At 73.1% G+C, this 18,887-nt stretch carries 18 protein-coding genes and 1 tRNA gene; 12 read left to right on the top strand and 7 right to left on the bottom strand.

The features are described 5' to 3' along the window. Position 1: 1 nt before the first annotated feature. Both J2S59_RS02660 and J2S59_RS02655 read right to left on the bottom strand, forming a co-directional pair. A complete protein-coding gene (locus J2S59_RS02660; protein ID WP_306824781.1) occupies positions 2-2,824 on the bottom strand; it encodes a PAS domain-containing hybrid sensor histidine kinase/response regulator in 2,823 nt (940 codons plus the stop codon). A 115-nt stretch (positions 2,825-2,939) separates the two neighbouring features. Continuing rightward, positions 2,940-3,335 (bottom strand): RidA family protein, encoded by a 396-nt coding sequence (locus J2S59_RS02655; RefSeq protein ID WP_068124499.1) that lies wholly within the window; start codon positions 3,333-3,335, stop codon positions 2,940-2,942. Between the two features lie 85 nt (positions 3,336-3,420). On the opposite strand from J2S59_RS02655, the gene soxR reads away from it, so the two are divergent. After that, positions 3,421-3,882, top strand: a complete 462-nt coding sequence (gene soxR, locus J2S59_RS02650) for a redox-sensitive transcriptional activator SoxR (RefSeq protein WP_068124497.1) — start codon at positions 3,421-3,423, stop codon at positions 3,880-3,882. 73 nt (positions 3,883-3,955) lie between these two features. On the opposite strand, the gene J2S59_RS02645 is transcribed toward soxR, so the two are convergent. Continuing rightward, positions 3,956-4,028: transfer RNA gene (locus J2S59_RS02645), tRNA-Lys, on the bottom strand. A gap of 309 nt (positions 4,029-4,337) precedes the next feature. Here J2S59_RS02645 and J2S59_RS02640 point away from each other — a divergent pair. Together J2S59_RS02640 and J2S59_RS02635 are read left to right on the top strand one after the other, a co-directional pair. Next, positions 4,338-5,219, top strand: coding sequence for a resuscitation-promoting factor (locus J2S59_RS02640; RefSeq protein ID WP_306824780.1), 882 nt, complete (start codon positions 4,338-4,340; stop codon positions 5,217-5,219). Positions 5,220-5,264: 45 nt separating this feature from the next. Beyond that, complete coding sequence (locus J2S59_RS02635) at positions 5,265-6,095, top strand: DUF1707 SHOCT-like domain-containing protein (protein ID WP_068122202.1); 831 nt, start codon at positions 5,265-5,267, stop codon at positions 6,093-6,095. Here the strand turns inward: J2S59_RS02635 and J2S59_RS02630 are convergent. Together J2S59_RS02630 and J2S59_RS02625 are read right to left on the bottom strand one after the other, a co-directional pair. Continuing rightward, on the bottom strand, positions 6,043-7,071 hold the full coding sequence (locus tag J2S59_RS02630) for an MsnO8 family LLM class oxidoreductase (RefSeq protein ID WP_220138510.1): 1,029 nt from the start codon (positions 7,069-7,071) through the stop codon (positions 6,043-6,045). The genes J2S59_RS02635 and J2S59_RS02630 overlap by 53 nt on opposite strands. Before the next feature lie 55 nt (positions 7,072-7,126). Then, positions 7,127-8,719: a hypothetical protein gene (locus J2S59_RS02625; protein WP_306824779.1), complete on the bottom strand. Its 1,593-nt coding sequence runs from the start codon at positions 8,717-8,719 to the stop codon at positions 7,127-7,129. Between the two features lie 205 nt (positions 8,720-8,924). Here J2S59_RS02625 and J2S59_RS02620 point away from each other — a divergent pair, with 205 nt between their 5' ends. The 4 genes from J2S59_RS02620 to J2S59_RS02605 all read left to right on the top strand — a co-directional run bounded on the left by J2S59_RS02620 (position 8,925) and on the right by J2S59_RS02605 (position 13,579). Continuing rightward, positions 8,925-10,385 carry a DUF1800 domain-containing protein gene (locus J2S59_RS02620; protein WP_068123305.1) on the top strand — a complete coding sequence of 487 codons (1,461 nt, stop codon included), beginning with the start codon at positions 8,925-8,927 and terminating at the stop codon, positions 10,383-10,385. Next, entirely contained in the window at positions 10,382-11,698 is a 1,317-nt protein-coding gene (locus J2S59_RS02615; RefSeq protein ID WP_181642426.1) for a DUF1501 domain-containing protein, read from the top strand. The genes J2S59_RS02620 and J2S59_RS02615 overlap by 4 nt, the downstream gene beginning before the upstream one ends. 73 nt (positions 11,699-11,771) lie before the next feature. After that, positions 11,772-12,686, top strand: a complete 915-nt coding sequence (locus J2S59_RS02610; protein WP_246360518.1) for a 1,4-dihydroxy-2-naphthoate polyprenyltransferase — start codon at positions 11,772-11,774, stop codon at positions 12,684-12,686. Beyond that, the gene (locus tag J2S59_RS02605) at positions 12,683-13,579 is read left to right on the top strand and encodes an acyl-CoA thioesterase domain-containing protein (protein ID WP_246360516.1); all 897 of its coding nucleotides are present in this window, start codon (positions 12,683-12,685) and stop codon (positions 13,577-13,579) included. The genes J2S59_RS02610 and J2S59_RS02605 overlap by 4 nt, the downstream gene beginning before the upstream one ends. Positions 13,580-13,645: 66 nt before the next feature. Here J2S59_RS02605 and J2S59_RS02600 read toward each other — a convergent pair whose 3' ends face one another. Then, positions 13,646-13,912: a DUF4229 domain-containing protein gene (locus J2S59_RS02600; RefSeq protein WP_068123302.1), complete on the bottom strand. Its 267-nt coding sequence runs from the start codon at positions 13,910-13,912 to the stop codon at positions 13,646-13,648. Positions 13,913-14,004: 92 nt separating this feature from the next. Here J2S59_RS02600 and J2S59_RS02595 point away from each other — a divergent pair, with 92 nt between their 5' ends. Genes J2S59_RS02595 through J2S59_RS02575 form a run of 5 tightly spaced genes read left to right on the top strand, consistent with a single transcriptional unit; the run spans position 14,005 to position 18,715 of the window. Then, a complete protein-coding gene (locus J2S59_RS02595; protein WP_068123300.1) occupies positions 14,005-14,283 on the top strand; it encodes a hypothetical protein in 279 nt (92 codons plus the stop codon). 38 nt (positions 14,284-14,321) lie between these two features. Beyond that, positions 14,322-15,335, top strand: a complete 1,014-nt coding sequence (locus J2S59_RS02590; protein WP_068123298.1) for an AMP-binding protein — start codon at positions 14,322-14,324, stop codon at positions 15,333-15,335. Further along, the gene (locus J2S59_RS02585) at positions 15,332-16,330 is read left to right on the top strand and encodes an o-succinylbenzoate synthase (RefSeq protein ID WP_068123295.1); all 999 of its coding nucleotides are present in this window, start codon (positions 15,332-15,334) and stop codon (positions 16,328-16,330) included. The genes J2S59_RS02590 and J2S59_RS02585 overlap by 4 nt, the downstream gene beginning before the upstream one ends. Beyond that, positions 16,327-18,021, top strand: coding sequence for a 2-succinyl-5-enolpyruvyl-6-hydroxy-3-cyclohexene-1-carboxylic-acid synthase (gene menD, locus J2S59_RS02580; protein WP_068123292.1), 1,695 nt, complete (start codon positions 16,327-16,329; stop codon positions 18,019-18,021). The genes J2S59_RS02585 and menD overlap by 4 nt, the downstream gene beginning before the upstream one ends. Before the next feature lie 43 nt (positions 18,022-18,064). Continuing rightward, positions 18,065-18,715 carry an MBL fold metallo-hydrolase gene (locus J2S59_RS02575; RefSeq protein ID WP_068123289.1) on the top strand — a complete coding sequence of 217 codons (651 nt, stop codon included), beginning with the start codon at positions 18,065-18,067 and terminating at the stop codon, positions 18,713-18,715. Here J2S59_RS02575 and J2S59_RS02570 read toward each other — a convergent pair. Next, positions 18,703-18,870 carry a DivIVA domain-containing protein gene (locus tag J2S59_RS02570; RefSeq protein WP_281366783.1) on the bottom strand — a complete coding sequence of 56 codons (168 nt, stop codon included), beginning with the start codon at positions 18,868-18,870 and terminating at the stop codon, positions 18,703-18,705. The genes J2S59_RS02575 and J2S59_RS02570 overlap by 13 nt on opposite strands. Positions 18,871-18,887: the final 17 nt, after the last annotated feature.

The raw sequence follows: 18,887 nt of genomic DNA, 5'->3' as shown, positions 1-18,887 counted from the left end.
GTCAGGCGGGTACGTCGGGGGCGAGCGCGCGCACCGCGGCGCTCGCCCGCCGGTGGGCGGCATCGAGGGCGTCGACCTCGGCGGCGAACTCCGTGCGTCCGGCACGGGCCGCGTGCTCGATGCGACCGGCGATCTCGCCGAGCTCGCGCAGGCCGAGATTGAGGGCGTTGCCCTTCAACAGGTGGGCGGCGGCCGCGATCGCCTCGGCGTCCCCGGACTCCACTGCCTCCCGCACCTGCTGGGGGTAGGTGTCGCCGCGGTCGAGGAAGGCGCGCGCAATCATCGCGACGTACGACGTCTCGCCGGGCTCGTCGAGCTCGCGGAGCTCAGCGACGCGCGCGGCGTCGAGGACCGGCGGGCGGTCGGGTGCGGAGAGCGCGCGGTCGGGCACGGGGCGGCCCTCGGGGGGCGAGGCGGCGCCGTCGCGCCCCACCCAGCGGGCCAGGACCTGCTGGAGCCGACGGAAGTCAACGGGCTTGGTGAGGAAGTCGTCCATGCCGGCCTCGAGGGCGCGCTCGCGGTCGCCCTCGATCGCACCCGCCGTCATCGCGATGATGGGGACGCGGGTCCCGGGAGCCTCGGATGCGCGGATCATCCGGGTGGCCTCGTAGCCGTCGAGGTTCGGCATCTGCACGTCCATGGCGATGGCGTCGAAGCCGCCCTGCGTCGCGAGCTCGAATCCCTCGAGACCGTCGCCGGCGACGACGGTCTCGACGCCCAACCGGTGCAACCCGCCGACCGCGACCATCTGGTTGAGCTCGTTGTCCTCGACGATGAGGACCCGGGTGCCGGGTGGGATCTCGTCGGAGGCGGCCTCCCGGCCCGCGTCGAGCGGCTCGTCGGTGGACGCCTCGGCGAAGTGCGCGGTGAACCAGAAGGTGCTGCCCTGGTGGCGGACCGACTCCAGCCCGACCTCGCCGTCCATCGCGGCCACGAGCTGCCGGGAGATCGCCAGGCCGAGACCGGTGCCCCCGAAGGTGCCGCTGGTGGTCCGGTCGGCCTGGGTGAAGGGCTCGAAGAGCGCCGCCTGGGCGGAGGGCTCGATGCCGATGCCGGTGTCGCGCACCTCGAACCTCAGGCAGTGCCTGCCGTCGGGGCGGGGCGCGCCGTCGCGCCGTACGTGCACCGCGACGCTGCCCTCGTGGGTGAAGCGGACGGCGTTCGACACGAGGTTGCTCACGACCTGGCCGAGCCGGTAGCCGTCGCCGCGCAGGACCGTGGGTACGTCGGGCTCGGTTTGGGCGGTGAGGGTGATGCCCTTCGCGGTGGCACCGGGTCCGAAGATCGCCAGCACCCGGTCGAGGACCTGCTCGATCGAGAACGTCTCGGTCGACAGCTCGAGCTTGCCGGCCTCGATCTTGGAGAAGTCGAGGATGTCGTCGATGATCCGCAGCAGCGCCTGACCGGCGCCCTGGACGCCCTCGGCGAGCCGCCGCTGCTCTGCGTCCAGCCGGGTCTGCAGTAGCAGGTCGTTGAGGCCGACCACACCGTTCATCGGCGTACGGATCTCGTGGCTCATCGTCGCCAGGAACTCCGACTTCTGCCGCGAGGCCGCCATCGCGTCGTCGCGCGCCTGGGACAGCTCGACGATCAACCGCTCGCGCTCGGCCACCCGGGCAAGCTGTGCCGAGATCTGGGCGACCATGTCGGCGATCATCGAGTGCCGCAGGAAGGGGTCGAGGGCGGTCAGCACGATGATCGTGATGATCTCGCCGTCGAGCAGCACCGGGAAGGCGATGAGCGGGCGGTCGTGCACGCTCTCGTCCCACACGAGCTCGCGCACCTCCGCGGCCTTGCGCGCGATGCGTAGCTCCTGCTCGACCTGGGCGGGAGTGAGCGCGGCGTCCTCGGCCGCGTCGGTGTCCTGGACGTACGCCGGCCGCACGCCGTACGGCGCCTCGGGGTCGGGCTCGAAAGCGCGGGCGCGGTACCAGTCCTCGTAGTCGGTGATCGCGAGCTTGGAGATCACCAGGACGTCCTCGAGCGTCTCGGCCTGGTTGGACGCGCTGGTCAGCGCCTGCAGGAGGGTGTTCTGGCGCAGGGAGTCGCGCAGCGCGTCCTCGGTCTCGCGCTCAACCGTCTGGTCCTGGACCGTGCCGCGCACGACGGCGATTCGACCCTCGGCGTCGCGCTCGAAGAGGCCGCGTCCCCGCAGCCACACGACGTCGGTGGGGTCGCCGGTGTTCAGTCGCCCGTTCCAGGCGACGTGCGTCTCGGCGCTGCCCCCGGCGAAGCCGCGCACCGACGCGTTCACGACGTCGCGGTCGCGGGGATCGATCAGCTCGAGGAAGCCCGCCCAGTCGGCCGGAGGGCGGCCCTGCGGGAGCCGGAAGATCCGGTACAGCTCCTCCGACCACTGCGCGTGCCCTTCCAGCGGACGCCACACGAAGTCGCCGATCTTGCCGATGCGCTGGGCCTCGGCCAGCTGCGCCCGGCTGTGGCTGACCTCGTCGAGCAGCTCGCGCTGCGCGGTGCTGTCGGTGATGCGATGCAGATAGAGGGGTGCCGCGTCCTCGGTGTTGAGCCTGGACTCGGCGAGCGTGACCCAGACCCGGCCGCCGTCACCGCGGAGGAAGCAACACTCGACCTCGCTCTGGTTGAGGCGTCCGGCCCGCACCTCGGCGATGTGCTCGGCGAACTGCCGCTGACCCGCGGTGTCGAGGTAGTCGCTCATCGGCGTCCCCACCATGGCGGCGGGATCGCGGCCGAGGATCTCGCCGAGGCGTGCGCTGGCGAAGCGGGTGACGCCGTCGGCATCGATGACCCAGAAACCGTCGGTGGAGCTCTCGACGATCTGCAGGTACAAGTCGTCCGCGTGGTCCATCGCCCCACCTCCCCTCGCCTCGTTCCCACACTATCGGCGTGGCAGACCTGGGGAGGCGAGTCAGGCGGTTCGGTGGGAGCAGTTGCGTGCGGTCCGGGCAATCGGCGCCACAGGGTCACCGCACGGCGATGGCGTCGATCTCGACCACGAGTGCTGGATGGCCGAGCTTGACCACCTGGGAGAGGACGCCGGGCGGGCTCACGCCTGCGGCGGTGAACTCACGCTCGAACACGTCGGCGGCCTCGACCCGGAACCGGTCGACGTCGAGGACGTGGGTGTTGAGCTGCACGACGTCGGCGAGACTCATCCCGGCGGCACGCAGGACGGTCTTGACGTTGGCGAGGGAGAGCTCGGTCTGAGCGCGCAGGTCCCCAGGGTGTTGCGGTTCCCCCTCGTCGGACATGGCTGTCTGGCCGGACACGAAGAGCCACGAGGTCGGGGACTGAACCAGCACGCCCTGGTCGTCGGCGTAGTGCCAGGAGAACGGGTTGACGCTTGTCTTACCACTCACAAGATTGCCTCTCAGGCTCGGTGGTTGCGGGTTCCATGGCACGCTAGAACCTCAACAATGGTTGAGATCAAGGGGAGGTTGCGTCATGCCGGCAGCTCCGATGCTCACGCCGGGGGAGGTGTCCATGCGGGCCGGGATAGCGATCTCCGCGCTGCATTTCTATGAACGCCAGGGTCTGATCTCGAGCATCCGAACGGCTGGCAACCAGCGGCGCTATCCCAGGGACGTGTTGCGTCGACTGGCGTTCGTGCGGGTCGCGCAACGCGTCGGCATTCCGTTGGTACGCGTCCGGGAGGAGCTGGAGCGCTTGCCTGGCGGCCGTACGCCCAGCCGTCGCGACTGGCAGCGGCTCTCTGGGGCCTGGCGCACTGAACTCGAGGACCGGATCAGGCACTTGGAGCAGCTGCGCGATGACTTCACCAGTTGCATCGGCTGCGGGTGTCTGTCCCTGCGTCAGTGCGCCCTTGCGAACCCCGGAGATGCGCTGGGGCGGGAGGGGGCCGGCGCGCGAAGGCTCCTCGGTCCGCTGCAAACGGATCAGCGGTGAGGGCCGCCGGGTGCAGGGAGCGCAGCGGGCGAACGCCATGCGGCGGGTGAGCGTCCCACGTCAGGTCACCGGGTGGGCCCCGTGGGACTCGAACCCACAACCCGCGGATTAAAAGTCCGCTGCTCTGCCAATTGAGCTAGAGGCCCGGTGTGCGAAGGCTGCTCGCGGAGGATCAGTGGGAGGACTCGCCGAGCGGCACTCGTACGGCGGGAGCCTAACGGGACGCTCGGTGCCGGCATGCGTGGAGGTCAGCGGCCGTGCCGGACGGTTGAGCGCCCTATTTGCGTGGGTTCGTTACGTTGGCGGAGGTTCAAACCTCCCGCGAGGGCCACCGGACGCGCGCGGGGGTCACTTCCCGCCGGGTGGTGCCTGGACCGCCGCGACTCCCGTGATGAGTCGCAGGCCATCGGCCGCGATGTCGCGGCTCCCTGTCGAGCTCATTGAGGTGTTCTTCCATGTTCCGCCACCAGGTACGACGCGGTCTCGTCGTCGTCGCCACCACCGTGACCGCCACGGCGACAGCGCTCGCCCTCGCTCCAGCGAGTGCTGCTGACAGCGCAGAGGACAGCACGACCGCGCCCCCGGCGCCAGCTGTCGAGTCCCGCGACGGGTCCACCGACGCCGACGCCCTGGTGTCCACTCCGGCTGCGAAGCCCGCCAAGCGGGTGCGGCTGCGCGTCGGGACGCGCGACGTACGCATCGTCCACACCAACCGCGTCTGGGCCACCCGCGTGCTGCGCGAGGCGGGTGTGCAGGTGCGCGACGCCGACCTCGTGCGCGTCCACCGCAACGGCACGGTGGTCCGCGAGCGCGACAAGCGGCGGGTGCGCGACGGCGACACGATCCGGGTCGTGCGCGTCAGCACGCGCACCCGTGTGAGGCAGCACCGCATCGCACCCGGCACCGTGCGCGTGAAGACGGCGCAGCTGCGTCCCGGTGTCCGCAAGGTGGCGCGCCCCGGTCGCCCGGGCGTGCGACGCGTGAAGGTCACCGTCAAGATGCACAACGCCACGGTGGTGCAGAAGAAGCGGACCGGGAAGGTGGTGCGGCGCCCGAAGCCGCGTCGCGTCCTGGTGGGCACGGCTGCTCGGTCCGTGCCGGGCGCCGACCGGTTGAACTGGCGTGCGCTCGCGCACTGCGAGTCCTCGGGCAACCCGCGCGCGGTGAACCCGGCCGGCTACCACGGCCTCTACCAGTTCGACCTCAGCACCTGGCGGTCCGTCGGGGGCCGAGGCGTCCCGTCTCGCGTTGCTCCCGCCGAGCAGACCTACCGCGCGAAGCTGCTCTACAAGCAGCGCGGCCGGCAGCCCTGGCCGCACTGCGGTCGCTACCTGTAGTCCCAAGGCGGGGTCGCGCCGGCGGACTCGCCCTACCCTGAGTTTATGGGCGCCCGTACCAGAGCCCGGACGGCAGACCGTGACCGGGCGATCGACATCATCAACGCGGCGTACGCCGACGGCCAGCTCGGCGAGATCGTGCGCGAGAACCGCATCGAGGCCGCGCTGCAGGCCACGACGCTGGGCCAGCTGCGAGCGCTGACCCAGGACCTGCAGCACCCCGGGCAGAGCGGGCCGGCGCAGCCGGCCGCTGCCGCGCGCGGCAAGTCCCCGCGGCCGGTCCGCCGGGACACCACACCGCTCCCGCTCCGGGCCAAGCTGTTCTTGGGCGGCTGCGCGGCGGTGCTGGTGGTCGCGACGATCAGTGGAGTGCTGGCCGACCGTGCGGACGAGCCGTCCGCCGGCGCCCCGATCAGCTTCACGATCAGCACCAGCTCGCTGCACGGGGTCCGGGACGCCTACGAGGAGCAGTTCGCCACTACCGAGACCTACCGGCTGACGTTCTCACCCGAGGCCGTGGTCGCCTACGTGCCCACCGACGACGGTCGCGAGCGCTACGAGGAGTGGCGGTGGAACGACGGCGACGAGGAGGGTCGCTTCCGGCAGGTCGTGGAGGCACGGACGGCGCAGGGCCGGTTTGCCCGGGTCGACCTGGCCGACGTCGACATCGATCGGATCGAGGCCAACATGCGCCGTGCCGAGGCCGAGGTCGGCGTGGAGGATCCCGAGGAAGTCAGCGTCTGGATCGAGCACCCGAGCTACGAGGACCAGGCGGTGGTGCGCATCCAGGTCGTCAACGCCTACGACGAGCTCGGCTACCTCTTCACCGATCTCGCCGGTGAGGTGCTGCGGGTCCAGCGGTTCGGGGAGGAGTGAGCGACGCGCCCGCCCGCACCTGCGTCATCACGGCGGCCAGCGCCGCGTCGGCCGCGTCCCGGTCGGTGTCGGCGTACGTCGAGGTGGTGGCCATGATCTCGTCGGCGCCGGTCCGCTCGAGCAGTACGTGCAGCTGCTGGGCGACCTGGTCGGCAGTGCCGTAGACGGCGTTGGCGAGCCAGGCTTCGATGCGCTCGCGCTGGCGCGGCGTGGGGGAGTGCGCCAGGACGGTGTCGATCGACTCCAGCGGGGCGAACGCGCCCGTCTCCCGCGAGCGCACCATCGCCCAGGCCTCGGGAAGCAGGAGCTCGCGGGCACGGTCGGCGCTCTCCGCGACCATGATGTCGGCGCTGGCGACGACGTAGGCGCCGTCGCCCGCTGCTTCGCGGTAGCGCTGCAGGGCGTCGGGGTCGTGCAGGAGCGGCCCGCCGACGACGGCTGGAAGTCCTGCGCTGGCGGCGAAGTCGAGACCGCGCTGCATCGCCAGGACGAAGACCGGTGGGGGTACGTCGACCGCGGGTCGCGCGGTGATCGGTCCGGTGCCTGCCAGGAAGGCGCGCAGCTCCGCGAGGTCGTCGCCGAACCGGTCGGCGGCCGACGAGCCGGCCCGCAGCGCGCGGCGTACTGCCGGCGTGAAGCCCAGGGACCGCCCGACCCCGAGGTCGACCCGGCCGGGGTGGAGCCCCTCGAGCATGAGGAACTGCTCGGCGACCACCAGCGGCGCGTGGTTGGGCAGCATCACGCCGCCACTGCCGATGCGGATCCGGTCCGTGGCCGCACCGACCGCCGCGAGCAGCACGCCCGGACTGCCGCTGGCGACGCCGGGCACGCCGTGGTGCTCCGCCACCCAGAACCGGTCGTAGCCGAGCCTCTCGACGTTGCGTGCCCGGGCGACCGTGCGGTGCAGCGCGGCCGAGTCGGGCTCGCCGGCACGCGTGCGGGTGCGGTCGAGCAGGGACAGGCGCACGGTAGTCATCACCAGGGCGAACGCCCCGACGGCGCGCGATCATCCACGCCCCGCTTGGCCGGCCTCAGGGGCGGCGACCTGCGAGCCGCTGCTCCTCGGCCTTGCGGGCCATCGCCCGGTAGTGCTCCAGGACCTCCGTGAACCCCTGCGGGTCGACGACGCGTCGCGTCACGACGTACGGCGAGAGCCGGTGGCGGTGGATGACCACGCGCCAGTCGCGCGACCCGGGGGTGCCCTCGACGTCGATGCGGGTCGCGGGGTTGCGCAGGTCGAAGGTGTAGCGGCTGATGCCGTCCTCGATCTCGAGGATGCCGCCGCGGACGGCGACCTGACGGTGCGGGGTGGTTGTGAGTCCCCACCAGAACGCCAGGGCGAGCGCCGTGAGTGCGCCGGCGATGCCGATGTCGGTCCCGACCTGGCTCTCCGCTGCCCGCCAGATCGCGAAGCCGGCCGCGACCGCCGAGGCCAGCAGGAGGACCGTGAGGAGCAGGCGGGGACCGCGCGGCGTACGGAACTCCACCACCTGCGGCACCGGCTGGCGGGGAGGGGTGGCGGGCGCGCTCGCCCCCGCAGACCGCGCGGCCGCGACCGCGGGCTCGGGCATGGGTTCGGGCTCGGGCATGGGTTCGGGCTCCGGCTCCGGCTCGGGCTCCGGGTCTGGCTGGCGGACGAACGCCGCCGAGTCCCACCGTGGGCTCTCGGCGGGTACGGACGCGAGGGGCTCCGGCTCCAGGACTGGCTCCGGGGCCGGTTCGGGCTCGGGGTCCGGCTCTGGCTCTGGCTCGGGTTCGGGCTCGGGGTCCGGCTCCGGCTCGGGCTCCGGCTCCGGCTCGGGCTCGGGCTCGGGTTCGGGCTCGGGGTCCGGCTCGGGTTCCGGTTCGGGTTCCGGTTCGGGTTCGGGGTCCGGCTCGGGCTCGGGTTCGGGTTCCGGTTCGGGCTCCGGCTCGAGTGCTGCCTCCACCTCGGAGGCGAGCAGCTTCTTGTAGAAGGCGTCGGGGTCCTCCGCGACGGTCCGCGGGGCGAAGATGTCGCGTTCGGGCAGCGGGGGCGCGGTCGGCCCCGGCAAGGATTCGGGCGCGGGCTGCGGCTCTGCGGCGGGCTCGGGCTGGGGGACCGGGAGGTCGAGGTCGAGGGTCTCAGGCTGCGGCTGTGCCGGGCGGCGCCGGCGGCGCAGGCGCGACTGCTTGGCGCGCGACTTGCCGATGACGGGAAGCGGGGGGATGTACGGCTCGCCGGTGCCGCGCACAGGCGGGGCGACAGGTGGGCTGACTGGTGGGGGCGCCGGTGTGGAGTCAGCCGGCGCGCGGTCCTCGTCCTCGGTCGGCGCGCCGCCCGCCGGGGCAGCTGCATCGGTGTCGAGCGACTCGTAGAACGAGGCGAAGTCGAAGCTGCCCTGGGCGCTGAGCCGTTCGCGGCTCTGGCTCACGACCTCGTCGGCGGAGCGTTCAGGGCGCGACGGGGCAGCGGCCGGCTGGTCGGCGTGCTCGAGCGCGTCATCGACCACGGCGTCAGCGGAGTCGTCGGCCGCACCGTCTGGCGGTGCGTCTGCCGGCGAACCACCGTCGTGGTCACGCGCGCGGGACAACCACGCGTCGAGGAAGTCGGAGTCGGCTTCCCCGCCGGTACGGTGAGGCTCCGTACCTCCGGGATCGGACACTGTTCCCTCCCACGGTCACCGGCAGGCCGGTCCCCGCTTTCGGTCTGGGCTGTCAACTGGGCTTGGCGCACCCTCACGCTAGCGACGCGGGGGGTTGCGCACACCCAGAATCGGCCGGAATCCTCCCAACGTGCGCGATCCTGCCGATCCGAGTGACGCGTGGGGCGAAGGTCGCCGTACGCGAGACGAAGCCGGAGCTGAGGCGATGACCACCCTGCGGCCCGCCGTCCCGACGGCGTACGAGCGACACGTGCTGAACCGTGTCGGTTGGGGCTTCTCGCGCGCGACGTACACCGACCTGCGGCGCGCCGGGGGAGCCGACGCATGGCTGAAGCAGCAGCTGGAGCCCACCCGGATTCGAGAGAACGCGCGCGCCCAGGCCATCGCCACGACCTGGTTCCCGGACCTCAAGCACGGGGCCGAGCAGCGGTGGAAGAACCAGACGCGCGAGCAGAAGGGCGGCTGGGAGTATGCCCTGGACCTGTCCAACCAGTCCCTGCTGCGGCGCATCTACACCCGTCGCCAGCTGCTCGAGGCGATGGTGGACTTCTGGTCCGACCACCTGCACGTGCCCGGCGGCCACGACACGGCGTGGCTGTTCCGCTCCGACTACGACGAGCTCCTGCGCCGGCATGCACTGGGACGCTTCGACGACCTCCTGGTGGCCGCGACGCTGCACCCGGCGATGATCCTGCACCTCGACACCTGGACTTCCACGCGCCGCAGCCCGAACGAGAACCACGGACGCGAGCTGCTCGAGCTGCACACGGTGGGGCGTGCCGCCGGCTACACCGAGGCCATGGTGAAGGACTCCGCGCGGATCCTGTCCGGCTACACGATCGACGCGTGGAAGACCTGGCAGCCCAGCTATGACCCGAAGCGGCACGCCACCGGTCCGGTGCACGTCCTCGGGTTCCACCACGACAACGCCGCCGCCGACGGGCGTCCCGTCGCCGGGGCCTACCTGCGCCACCTCGCCCATCACCCCGCCACCGCTCGCCGCATCGCCCACAAGCTCGCGGTCCGCTTCGTCTCCGACAAGCCGAGCGCCGCCCTGGTCGACCAGCTCACCCAGACCTTCCGGTCCTCCGGCACCGACATCCGCGCCACGATGCAGGTCCTGTTCGCCAGCCGGGAGTTCAAGCGGTCGGCGGGCGCGAAGGTGCGCACCCCCGACGAGGACGTCGTCGCCACCTGCCGTGCCCTCGCGATCCGGGTGCGCCCGCCGCGCCGGTCGGAGTCGTTCGCGCGGTCGCTCACCTATGTCCAGGGCGGGCTGCAGCTCTATGACTGGCCGCGTCCCGACGGTCCTCCCGACACCGCGGAGGCGTGGTCGTCGGTGACGCGGATGTTCGCCTCCTACCGGATGCACTGGAACATCGCCGCCGGCTGGTGGCCCACCCTCGACGTGACGCTCCGCCCCTCGGCGTACTGGCTCCCCAAGCGTGGCTTGCCCAAGAGAGGCATCACGATGGCCGTGTACGTCGACCGGGTGTGCCGGCTGCTGCTGGGCCGCGCCTCCACTCCGCACGACCGCAAGGTGGTCGCACAGGCCACCGGCGTCCCGCTCAAGACCCGCATCACCCCCGACCACGCCGTCGCGCGCTGGGACCAGGTGCGGGTGCTCGGTGCCCTCCTCGACTCGCCAGGACACATGACGCGATGACCGACCGCGAGCCCACGACGGGCACCCCCAGCACATCCGGCGCGTGCAGCGACTGCACGGACCTCGGGCGCACCACCCTGCACCGACGCCAGTTCCTCTCCCGCACTGCGGCTGTGGGCGCCGGCGCGGTCGCGACGTCGCTGTTCGGCGACACCGTGCGACAGGCCGCGTTCGGTGCCGAACCGGGCGGCAACGTCCTGGTCGTCATCAGCCTGCGGGGCGGGCTCGACGGCCTCGGCCTGGTCGTGCCGTACGGCGACCCGGGGCTCGCGCAGGCGCGGCCCAACATCATGCTGCCGAAGGAGTCGCTGCTCGCGCGGGACGAGCTCTTCGGGCTGCACCCGGCGATGCGCCCGCTGACCTGGGCCTGGGATGCGGGTGAGCTGGCGGCCGTCCACGCCGTCGGCATGCCGGCTCCCAACCGGTCGCACTTCTCGGCGATGGAGGAGATCGAGGACGCCGACCCCACCTCCAGCGTCCGGCGGGGCTGGATCAACCGGATGGCGGGTCTCAACGCCTTCGCCGACCCGCTCGAGGTCGTGCACCTCGGCTCGTCGGTCGCGCCCACGATCGTCTCGGGCACGGCGCCCCACGTCGCCGCTCCCCGGCTCTCCGACGTCGGGCTGATCGGCGCCGACGGCTCGGCGACCACGCGCCGGATGCGCCAGCTCCGCACGGCGTGGGCCGGGGCGAAAGGGCCGCTGGCCACCGCCGCGCGAGCCGCCCTCGACACCACCCAGCGCGCCTCGTCGGTGGCCGCGACCACCTACAAGCCGCGCAACGGGGTCACCTATCCCACCGCATGGCCGGGTCGCGACTTCGCCGACGCGCTCCAGGACACCGCCCAGCTCATCCGCTCCGACCTCGGTACCGAGATCGTCTCCATCGACTTCGGGTCCTGGGACATGCACGCCGACTACGGCAACGCCGACGGTGGCGCGATGACGACGATGGTGCACGCGTTCGCCAGCGGGCTCGACGCCTTCCTCCGCGACCTCGGCGGGCTCCGCTCACGGGTCACCGTCGTGACCATCAGCGAGTTCGGACGCCGCCTCGGGGAGAACGGCAACCGGGGTCTCGACCACGGCTGGGGCAACGTCATGCTCCTGGCCGGCGCCGGGGTGCGTGGCGGGCGCTACCACGGCCGGTGGCCCGGTCTCGGCCCGTCGGCGCTGACCGAGGGCGACCTCGCGGTGACCACCGACTACCGCGACGTCCTCGCCGAGGTGCTGCAGCGGCGCTTCCCGCAGCGCTCGGTCGGCAAGGTGTTCCCCGGGCTGCGGCACACCCCGGTCGGGGTCATGCGCGCCTGAGCCGCGACCACCCGGCAGGCGGCCCGGGCGGGCGACCTGGGCGCCGTCGCGCGGGGTGCGAGGATGGTCGATCGTGACCACGCCGTACGCCGCACCCGGCCCCCGCGCCACCGTGCGCCACTGGATCGCCGGGGCCCGCCCCCGCACCCTGCCCGCCGCCGTCGCGCCGGTGCTCGCCGGGACCGCGATCGCGCTGCACGAGGACTCCTTCGTCGCCGGCAAGGCGCTGCTCGCCCTGGGGCTGGCGCTGGCGCTGCAGATCGGCGTCAACTACGCCAACGACTACTCCGACGGCATCCGCGGCACCGACGCCGACCGGGTCGGCCCGCTGCGCCTGGTGGGCTCGGGTCTGGCGTCCCCGCGCGCGGTCAAGCTCGCTGCCTTCACCGCCCTCGGCGTCGGCGCCGTGTTCGGCCTGGTCCTGGCCGCCCTCACCGCCTGGTGGCTGGTCGCGATCGGAGCCGTGTGCCTGCTGGCCGCGTGGGGCTACACCGGCGGCAGCTCGCCGTACGGCTATCGCGGGCTGGGCGAGGTCATGGTCTTCGTGTTCTTCGGCCTCGTCGCGGTCGTCGGCACGACGTACGTCCAGGTCGAGGGCACCGACGGGCTCGGTGCGGCCGTCCTCGCCGGCGTCGGCATCGGCGCGCTGGCCTGCGCGATCCTCGTCGCCAACAACCTGCGCGACATCCCCAGCGACCGCGAGGTCGGCAAGCGCACCCTCGCCGTCGTCCTCGGCGACCCCCGCACCCGCCTGCTGTACGCCGGGCTGGTCGCCGTCTCCGTCGTCTCCCTGGTCGCCATCGCGGCTCTCACGTCCTGGTGGGCGCTGCTCGCTGCCGTCGCGGTGCTGCCCCTCGTGCCGGCGCTGCGCACCGTGCTCGGCGGCGCCGAAGGGCGCGGGCTCATCCCCGTCATCCAGCAGACCGGTCTCGCTGAGCTGGTCTATGGGCTCGGGCTGCTCGTGGGTGCTGGGATGATCGGCCGGTGAGCGACCTCGACGAGACCGTGTCCTTCTTCCACGCACCGTTGGCGGACGGCTCCCTGCCCCCGACCGCGACGGCCAAGAGTCTGTGGAACGACGACCAGCTGCACGGCGTGGCGGTCGGCGGCGCGATGGGTCGCGCGGCGGAGCACGAGATCCGGGCCCGTGGTCGCGACGACCTGCGCCCGGCGCGGGTCACTGTCGACCTGTTCCGACCCGCGCGCGTGCGGCCGTGCCACACGCGCGTCGAGGTCGTCCGGGAGAGCCCGCGGCTGCTGCTGCTCGACGTCGTGCTGGAGCAGGACGGCGACGGCGCCGAGGACGGCGCCGGCGAGCGCGTGGCCGTGGCGCGGGCGTCGGTGCTGGCGCTCAAGGCCACGGAGAACGCACCGGGCGAGGTGTGGATGCCTGACGTCGGACCCGAGGTCCCGGCGACCGAGGACGTGCCGCCGAGTGAGGACGTGCGCCCGCCGTTCTTCTGGTCGGAGTCGGTCGGCTGGAGCCACGACTTCACGGCGTACCTCAACGCCGAGCGCAAGCAGCTGTGGCAGACGGTGCCGGCGGTCGTCGCGGGTGAGCGGCCCTCGCCGTTCGTCGCAGCCGCCGCCGTCGCGGACTCGACCAGCATGGTGACCAACTGGGGCACCGGCGGGGTGGAATACATCAACACCGACTACTCCCTGACGCTGGCGCGCCTGCCCGTCGGTCGTGAGATCGGGCTGTCGGCCACCGATCGCGTCGTCGCCGACGGCATCTCCGTCGGCACCGTGGTGCTCTACGACCGCGCGGGCCGGATCGGGTCGTGCACGGTGACCGCGCTGGCCAACGCCCGGCGCGCCGTCGACTTCCGCGGCACGACGTTCACCCGCGAGGGGATGGAGACGGCGCCGGGCGTCTAACCGCCCGGGACGTCATACGTCCGAGGACCCATAGCGCCGAGAACGTACGACGTCGGGCGGGGTGGGTCAGTCCACGTCCTCGCGCGCCTTGCGCTCGTCGAACTTCTGCGCGGCCCGGTTGGCCCGCTCCTCGATGCGTACGGCGAACTGCTCGCGCGGGCCGCGCAGCAGCGGGAACGACAGGATCGACGACAGCACGACGGCGGCCAGCAGCGGCCAGAAGCGCGGGATGTGGTCGACGCCGTTGACGAGCATGTAGACCGCGATGATCAGCGAGTAGCACCCGACGAAGAGGGCGAGGCGGAGCAGGGTGTACACGGCGAACGGCTTCACCCCTCCAGGGTAGACGCTCACCGGGCTGCGCCCGAGTCGGGGAGAGTGCATCCGCCTGTGCCGGGACTTGTGACAGCGCCTACCCTGGGTACGTGGGCAAGTTCCTCTTGGTCGTCGTCGCGTTCGCGGCTCTGGTCTACCTGCTGTTCTGGTGGCTGGAGCGTCGTCGCGTGCGCGGACAGGGCGGATCCGGTGGGCGTACGGCGGGCCCGGGCCGCCCCCGCGGCCCCCAGAAGCCGCCGCGCATCCAGGGGCCGGACGACGACCCCGACTTCCTCCGGCGGCTCGAGCAGCAACGCCGTCGCGACGCCCGCCGACGCGCGCAGGGTGAGGGGCCTGCCGAGGGCGACAACGCCCCCGGCTCGGTCTGACGCACGTCGTGATCCCGCCGGAGCCGAGTCTGCGTCCGGTGGCCGGTTCGGCCGCCGCTGTCGTGGCGCTCCTCGACCCCTGGTTGGCCGAGGACGCCCCTGAGCCGTTGCAGATCGCCACGTCCGGATCGACCGGGCAGCCCAAGCGGGTCGCGCTCTCGCGCGCGGCCGTCGAAGCCTCCGCCGAGGCCACGCACGCCTACCTCGGTGGTCCTGGGCAGTGGCTGCTGAGCGTGCCGGTCGCCTACATCGCCGGGGTGCAGGTGCTGGTGCGCTCGTTGCTCGCGGGGCACCGGCCCGTGCTGGGGGAGGCCCACCCCGACCTGGCCACCGCGATCGCGGCGATGACCGGTGAGCGCCGTTACGCCTCGCTCGTCCCCACGCAGCTCGTGCGCGCGCTGGACGACCAGCGCGACCGCACAGCCCTGGCCTCCCTCGACGCGGTCCTCCTCGGCGGCGCCCGACTCGACCCGACCGTGCGCCGCAGTGCGGAGGCCGCCGGCATCGGTGTGGTGGAGACCTACGGCATGAGCGAGACCGCGGGCGGTTGTGTGTATGACGGCCGGCCACTGCCGGGCGTCGACGTCCGGGTCGACGCCGACGGACGCGTCTGGCTGTGCGGACCGATGCTCGCCGACGGCTACGTCGACGAGCCCGGGCGGACCGCGGAGGCGTTCGTCGACGGCTGGTTCCGCACCGACGACCTCGGTGAGCTCGACCGCGACGAGCGCGGCGTCCGGCTGCGGTTGCTGGGCCGCGCCGACGACGTCGTCAACAGCGGTGGCGTGAAGGTCGCCGCAGCGGCGGTCGCCCAGCGGCTGCGCGCCCACCCGCGGGTCGCGGCGGCCGAGGTGGTCGGCGTACCCGATCCGGAGTGGGGGGAGCGCGTGGTCGCGCACGTCGTCGGTGACCTCGACCTCGACGAGGCCCGCGACTGGGTCGCCGCCGAGCACCCGCGCACGTGGGCCCCCACCGTCCTGCGCCGCCATGACGCCCTGCCCCTGCTCGACAACGGCAAGGTCGACCGGATGCGCCTGCGGGCCGAGGCATGAGCGGTCCGGAGGCGGCGTACGACGTCTTCGTCTGGTCGCTGCCGATGCGGGCGCGCTTCCGTGGCATCGACGTGCGTGAGGGCGTGCTGCTGCGCGGCGCCGACGGCTGGGGCGAGTGGAGCCCGTTCCTCGACTACGACGCGACCGTCAGCGAGTCGTGGCTGCGCTGCGCGGAGGAGGCCGCCTCCGGGAGCTGGCCGACCCCGGTGCGCGACCGGATCCCCGTCAACGTCACGGTCCCCGCGGTCGGTCCCGAGCGTGCCGCGGAGATCGTCCGCGTCCGCCCGGGCTTCCGGACAGCGAAGGTCAAGGTCGCCGAGCCGGGGCAGAGCCTCGCCGACGACGAGCAGCGGGTGGCGGCCGTCCGCGATGCCCTCGGCCCCGGCGGCTCGGTGCGCGTCGACGCCAACGGCGGCTGGTCGGTCGACGAGGCCGTCACCGCGATCGCGGTGCTCGACCGGGCGGCCGGGGGACTGGAGTACGTCGAGCAGCCCTGCGCATCGGTGGAGGACCTCGCCGCCGTACGCCGCCGGGTCGACGTGCCGATCGCCGCCGACGAGTCCATCCGCCGTGCTGCCGACCCCTACCGCGTGCGTGACCTCGAGGCCGCCGACATCGCGGTGATCAAGGTCCAGCCACTGGGCGGGGTCGCCGCCTGCCTGCGGATCGCCGAGGACATCGGGCTGCCGGTCGTCGTCAGCTCCGCGCTCGAGACGTCGGTCGGGCTCGCTGCCGGTGTCGCCCTCGCCGCTGCGCTGCCGGAGCTGCCCTACGCCTGCGGGCTCGGCACCACCACCCTGCTCGACGGGGACGTGGTCGCCGACCCGCTCACCCCCGACGACGGGATGCTCCCCGTACGCCGCCCCGTCCCCGACCTCGGCCTGTTGGAGGCCCACCGCGCCAGCCCGGAGCGGTGGGCGGCGTGGGCGGCGCGGCTCGCCGAGGCCCGGCGCGTGCGGGCCGTGCGCGGCGTACGGCAGGATCCAGCCCCGTGACCGACGCCCCGCGCAACGCCTCGACCGCCCTCGCGCGCACCCTGGTCGACGCGCTCGTGCGCAACGGCATCGGCGACGTCGTGCTCGCCCCCGGCTCGCGCAGCGCCCCGCTGGCCTTCGCCGTCCACGACGCCGCGCTCGCGGGTCGGCTGCGGCTGCACACCCGCATCGACGAGCGCACCGCTGGCTTCCTCGCCCTCGGCATCGCCAAGACCTCGCGCGCACCCGTGGCGGTGGTGACCACCTCCGGCACGGCGACGGCCGAGCTGCATCCGGCGGTGCTCGAGGCCGACGCCGCCGGGGTGCCGCTGCTGCTGTTGACCGCCGACCGGCCCGCTGCCATGCGCGGCACCCAGGCCAACCAGACCACCGACCAGGTCGAGCTCTACGGCACCGCGGCCAGGTGGGCGCTCGACGTACCCCCCGGACGGCCCGGCACATACGAGCAGACGCAGGTCGACGACTGGCGCGACCTGGTCGCCCGCGCGGTCAAGGTCGCGTCCGGGTCCGACGGCCCGCCCGGTCCGGTGCAGCTCAACCTCCAGCTGGCCGAGCCGCTGGTGCCCGGCGTCGACGACGGCTGGTCCACGCCGTTGGTCCCGCCGGCCCCACAGCCGGTCGATGCCGGTGGTGTCGGACCCGTCGGGATCGAGCTGCTGCGCGCGGGCCCGCGCACCGTGGTCGTGGCCGGTGACGACGCCGGCCCGCCGGCGCGGATCCTCGCCGAGCAGGCGGGTTGGCCGCTGCTGGCCGAGCCCAGCAGTGGTGCGCGCACCGGCACCCATGCCATCCGCACCTACCGGCTGCTGCTCGCCGAGCCCGAGCTCGGCGGTCGCATCGAGCGGGTCGTCGTCTTCGGGCACCCCACGCTCTCGCGCCCGGTCACCCGGCTGATCTCGCGCGAGGACGTCGAGGTCGTCGCGGTGCGCAACGCCACCGGCTACACCGACCCGGGGCGCCAGGTCTCGCGCGTCTTCGACGCCGTCACCGGTGAGCCGGGTGGCGACCCCGACTGGCTGGAGCGGTGGCGGGCGCGCGACGCCGAGGTCTCCGCAGCACTCGACCGCCTCGTGCACGAGCAGGCCGGCGACACGCTCAGCCCCCACCAGGTGGCCGCTGCGGTCAGCGCCGCCGTACCCGCCGGCGGCTTGCTCTTCGTCGGCTCCTCCAACCCCGTGCGCGACCTCGACATCATGGCGCGGCCCGCGCCGGTGGGGGAGCGGCGGCTCGTCCTGGCCAACCGCGGACTGGCCGGCATCGACGGGGTCGTGTCGTCGGCGATCGGTGCGGCGCTGGGCCGGGCGCGCACCTCGCGCGCGCTCGCGCTGATGGGCGACCTGACGTTCGTCCACGACGCCACCGCGCTGGTGATCGGGCCCCACGAGGAGCGCCCCGACCTGACGATCGTGGTGGTCAACGACGACGGCGGCAGCATCTTCTCCTCGCTCGAGCAGGGTGGGGTGGAGTACGCCGACTCCTTCGAGCGGCTCTTCGGCACCCCGCACGGCACTGACCTGGGTGCCCTGTGTGCGGCGACCCGCACCCCGCACTGGCGGGTCGAGTCGCTGGCCGAGCTCGAGCACGCGCTGTCCTCGCCTGGTGGTGGCATCGAGGTGGTCGAGGTCAGGTGCAGCCGTGACGGACGGCGCGCGCTCGATGAGCTGATCCGGGGCCTGGTCGCGGGCGACTGAGCCGCGAGCGGCTGGGCTGTCGGACGGCCGCTACGGTCGGAGCATGCGGATCACGAAGTTCGGTCACTCCTGCGTCCGGCTCGAGGCCGGCGGCTCCACCGTCGTGCTGGATCCCGGCGGGTTCACCGACCCCGAGGCGGTCGACGGTGCCGACGCCGTGCTGGTCACCCACGAGCACTTCGACCACGTCGAGGTCGAGCGGCTGCGCCGCGCCGACGCCGACATCTGGACCCACGCGGGCCTGGTCGAGCAGCTGCGCGCCGACGCACCCGACCTCGCTGACCGGCTGCACGTCGTCGAGACCGGGAGCCCGTCGGGTGCCGAGCTCACCGTCGCCGGCTTCACCGTGCGCCCCATCGGCGAGTGGCACGCCGTCATCCACGACGAGATCCCGCGCGTGCACAACGTCGGCTATGTCCTCACCGCCGACGGCACCAGCGCCTACCACCCCGGCGACGCGCTGACCGAGGCCGACGTGCCGGTCGACGTGCTGCTGCTGCCCGCCACCGCGCCGTGGAGCAAGGTGGCGGAGACCATCGACTTCGCCCGCGCTGTCGGCGCCCCGCTCACCGTGCCGATCCACGAGGCGATCTTCAGCGAACCCGGCCGCGGCGTCATCGACACCCACCTGCAGCGGTTCCTCGGCGAGCGGGAGCTGGACTACCGCCGGGTCGAGGTCGGTCAGGACGTCTGAGGGCCGCGCAACCGGTTCAGCTCGGTGAGGACCGCGTCGAGGTAGACGTCGACCTCGTCCATGTCGTAGCCGGCGCGGAACCGCCGCGGGGTGAACCGCACGTCGCGCACCGTCGCGGCCGTCAGGTCGCCGTGGGGGATGCATGGGGACAGCACACCATCGCGCGCGGGCA

It is taken from the genome of Nocardioides massiliensis (assembly GCF_030811215.1).
Lineage (GTDB): Bacteria > Actinomycetota > Actinomycetes > Propionibacteriales > Nocardioidaceae > Nocardioides_A > Nocardioides_A massiliensis.
Note: the sequence above shows the minus strand (reverse complement) of the source record. Positions and strands in the feature narration are given on the sequence as shown.

Coding starts and splice junctions, on each gene's coding strand:
- J2S59_RS02620 (WP_068123305.1), top strand. CDS start 8,925: ATGACCACCCTGCGGCCCGCCGTCCCGACGGCGTACGAGCGACACGTG.
- soxR (WP_068124497.1), top strand. CDS start 3,421: ATGCCGGCAGCTCCGATGCTCACGCCGGGGGAGGTGTCCATGCGGGCC.
- J2S59_RS02575 (WP_068123289.1), top strand. CDS start 18,065: ATGCGGATCACGAAGTTCGGTCACTCCTGCGTCCGGCTCGAGGCCGGC.
- J2S59_RS02660 (WP_306824781.1), bottom strand. CDS start 2,824: ATGGACCACGCGGACGACTTGTACCTGCAGATCGTCGAGAGCTCCACC.
- J2S59_RS02585 (WP_068123295.1), top strand. CDS start 15,332: ATGAGCGGTCCGGAGGCGGCGTACGACGTCTTCGTCTGGTCGCTGCCG.
- J2S59_RS02635 (WP_068122202.1), top strand. CDS start 5,265: ATGGGCGCCCGTACCAGAGCCCGGACGGCAGACCGTGACCGGGCGATC.
- J2S59_RS02630 (WP_220138510.1), bottom strand. CDS start 7,071: ATGACTACCGTGCGCCTGTCCCTGCTCGACCGCACCCGCACGCGTGCC.
- J2S59_RS02640 (WP_306824780.1), top strand. CDS start 4,338: ATGTTCCGCCACCAGGTACGACGCGGTCTCGTCGTCGTCGCCACCACC.
- J2S59_RS02615 (WP_181642426.1), top strand. CDS start 10,382: ATGACCGACCGCGAGCCCACGACGGGCACCCCCAGCACATCCGGCGCG.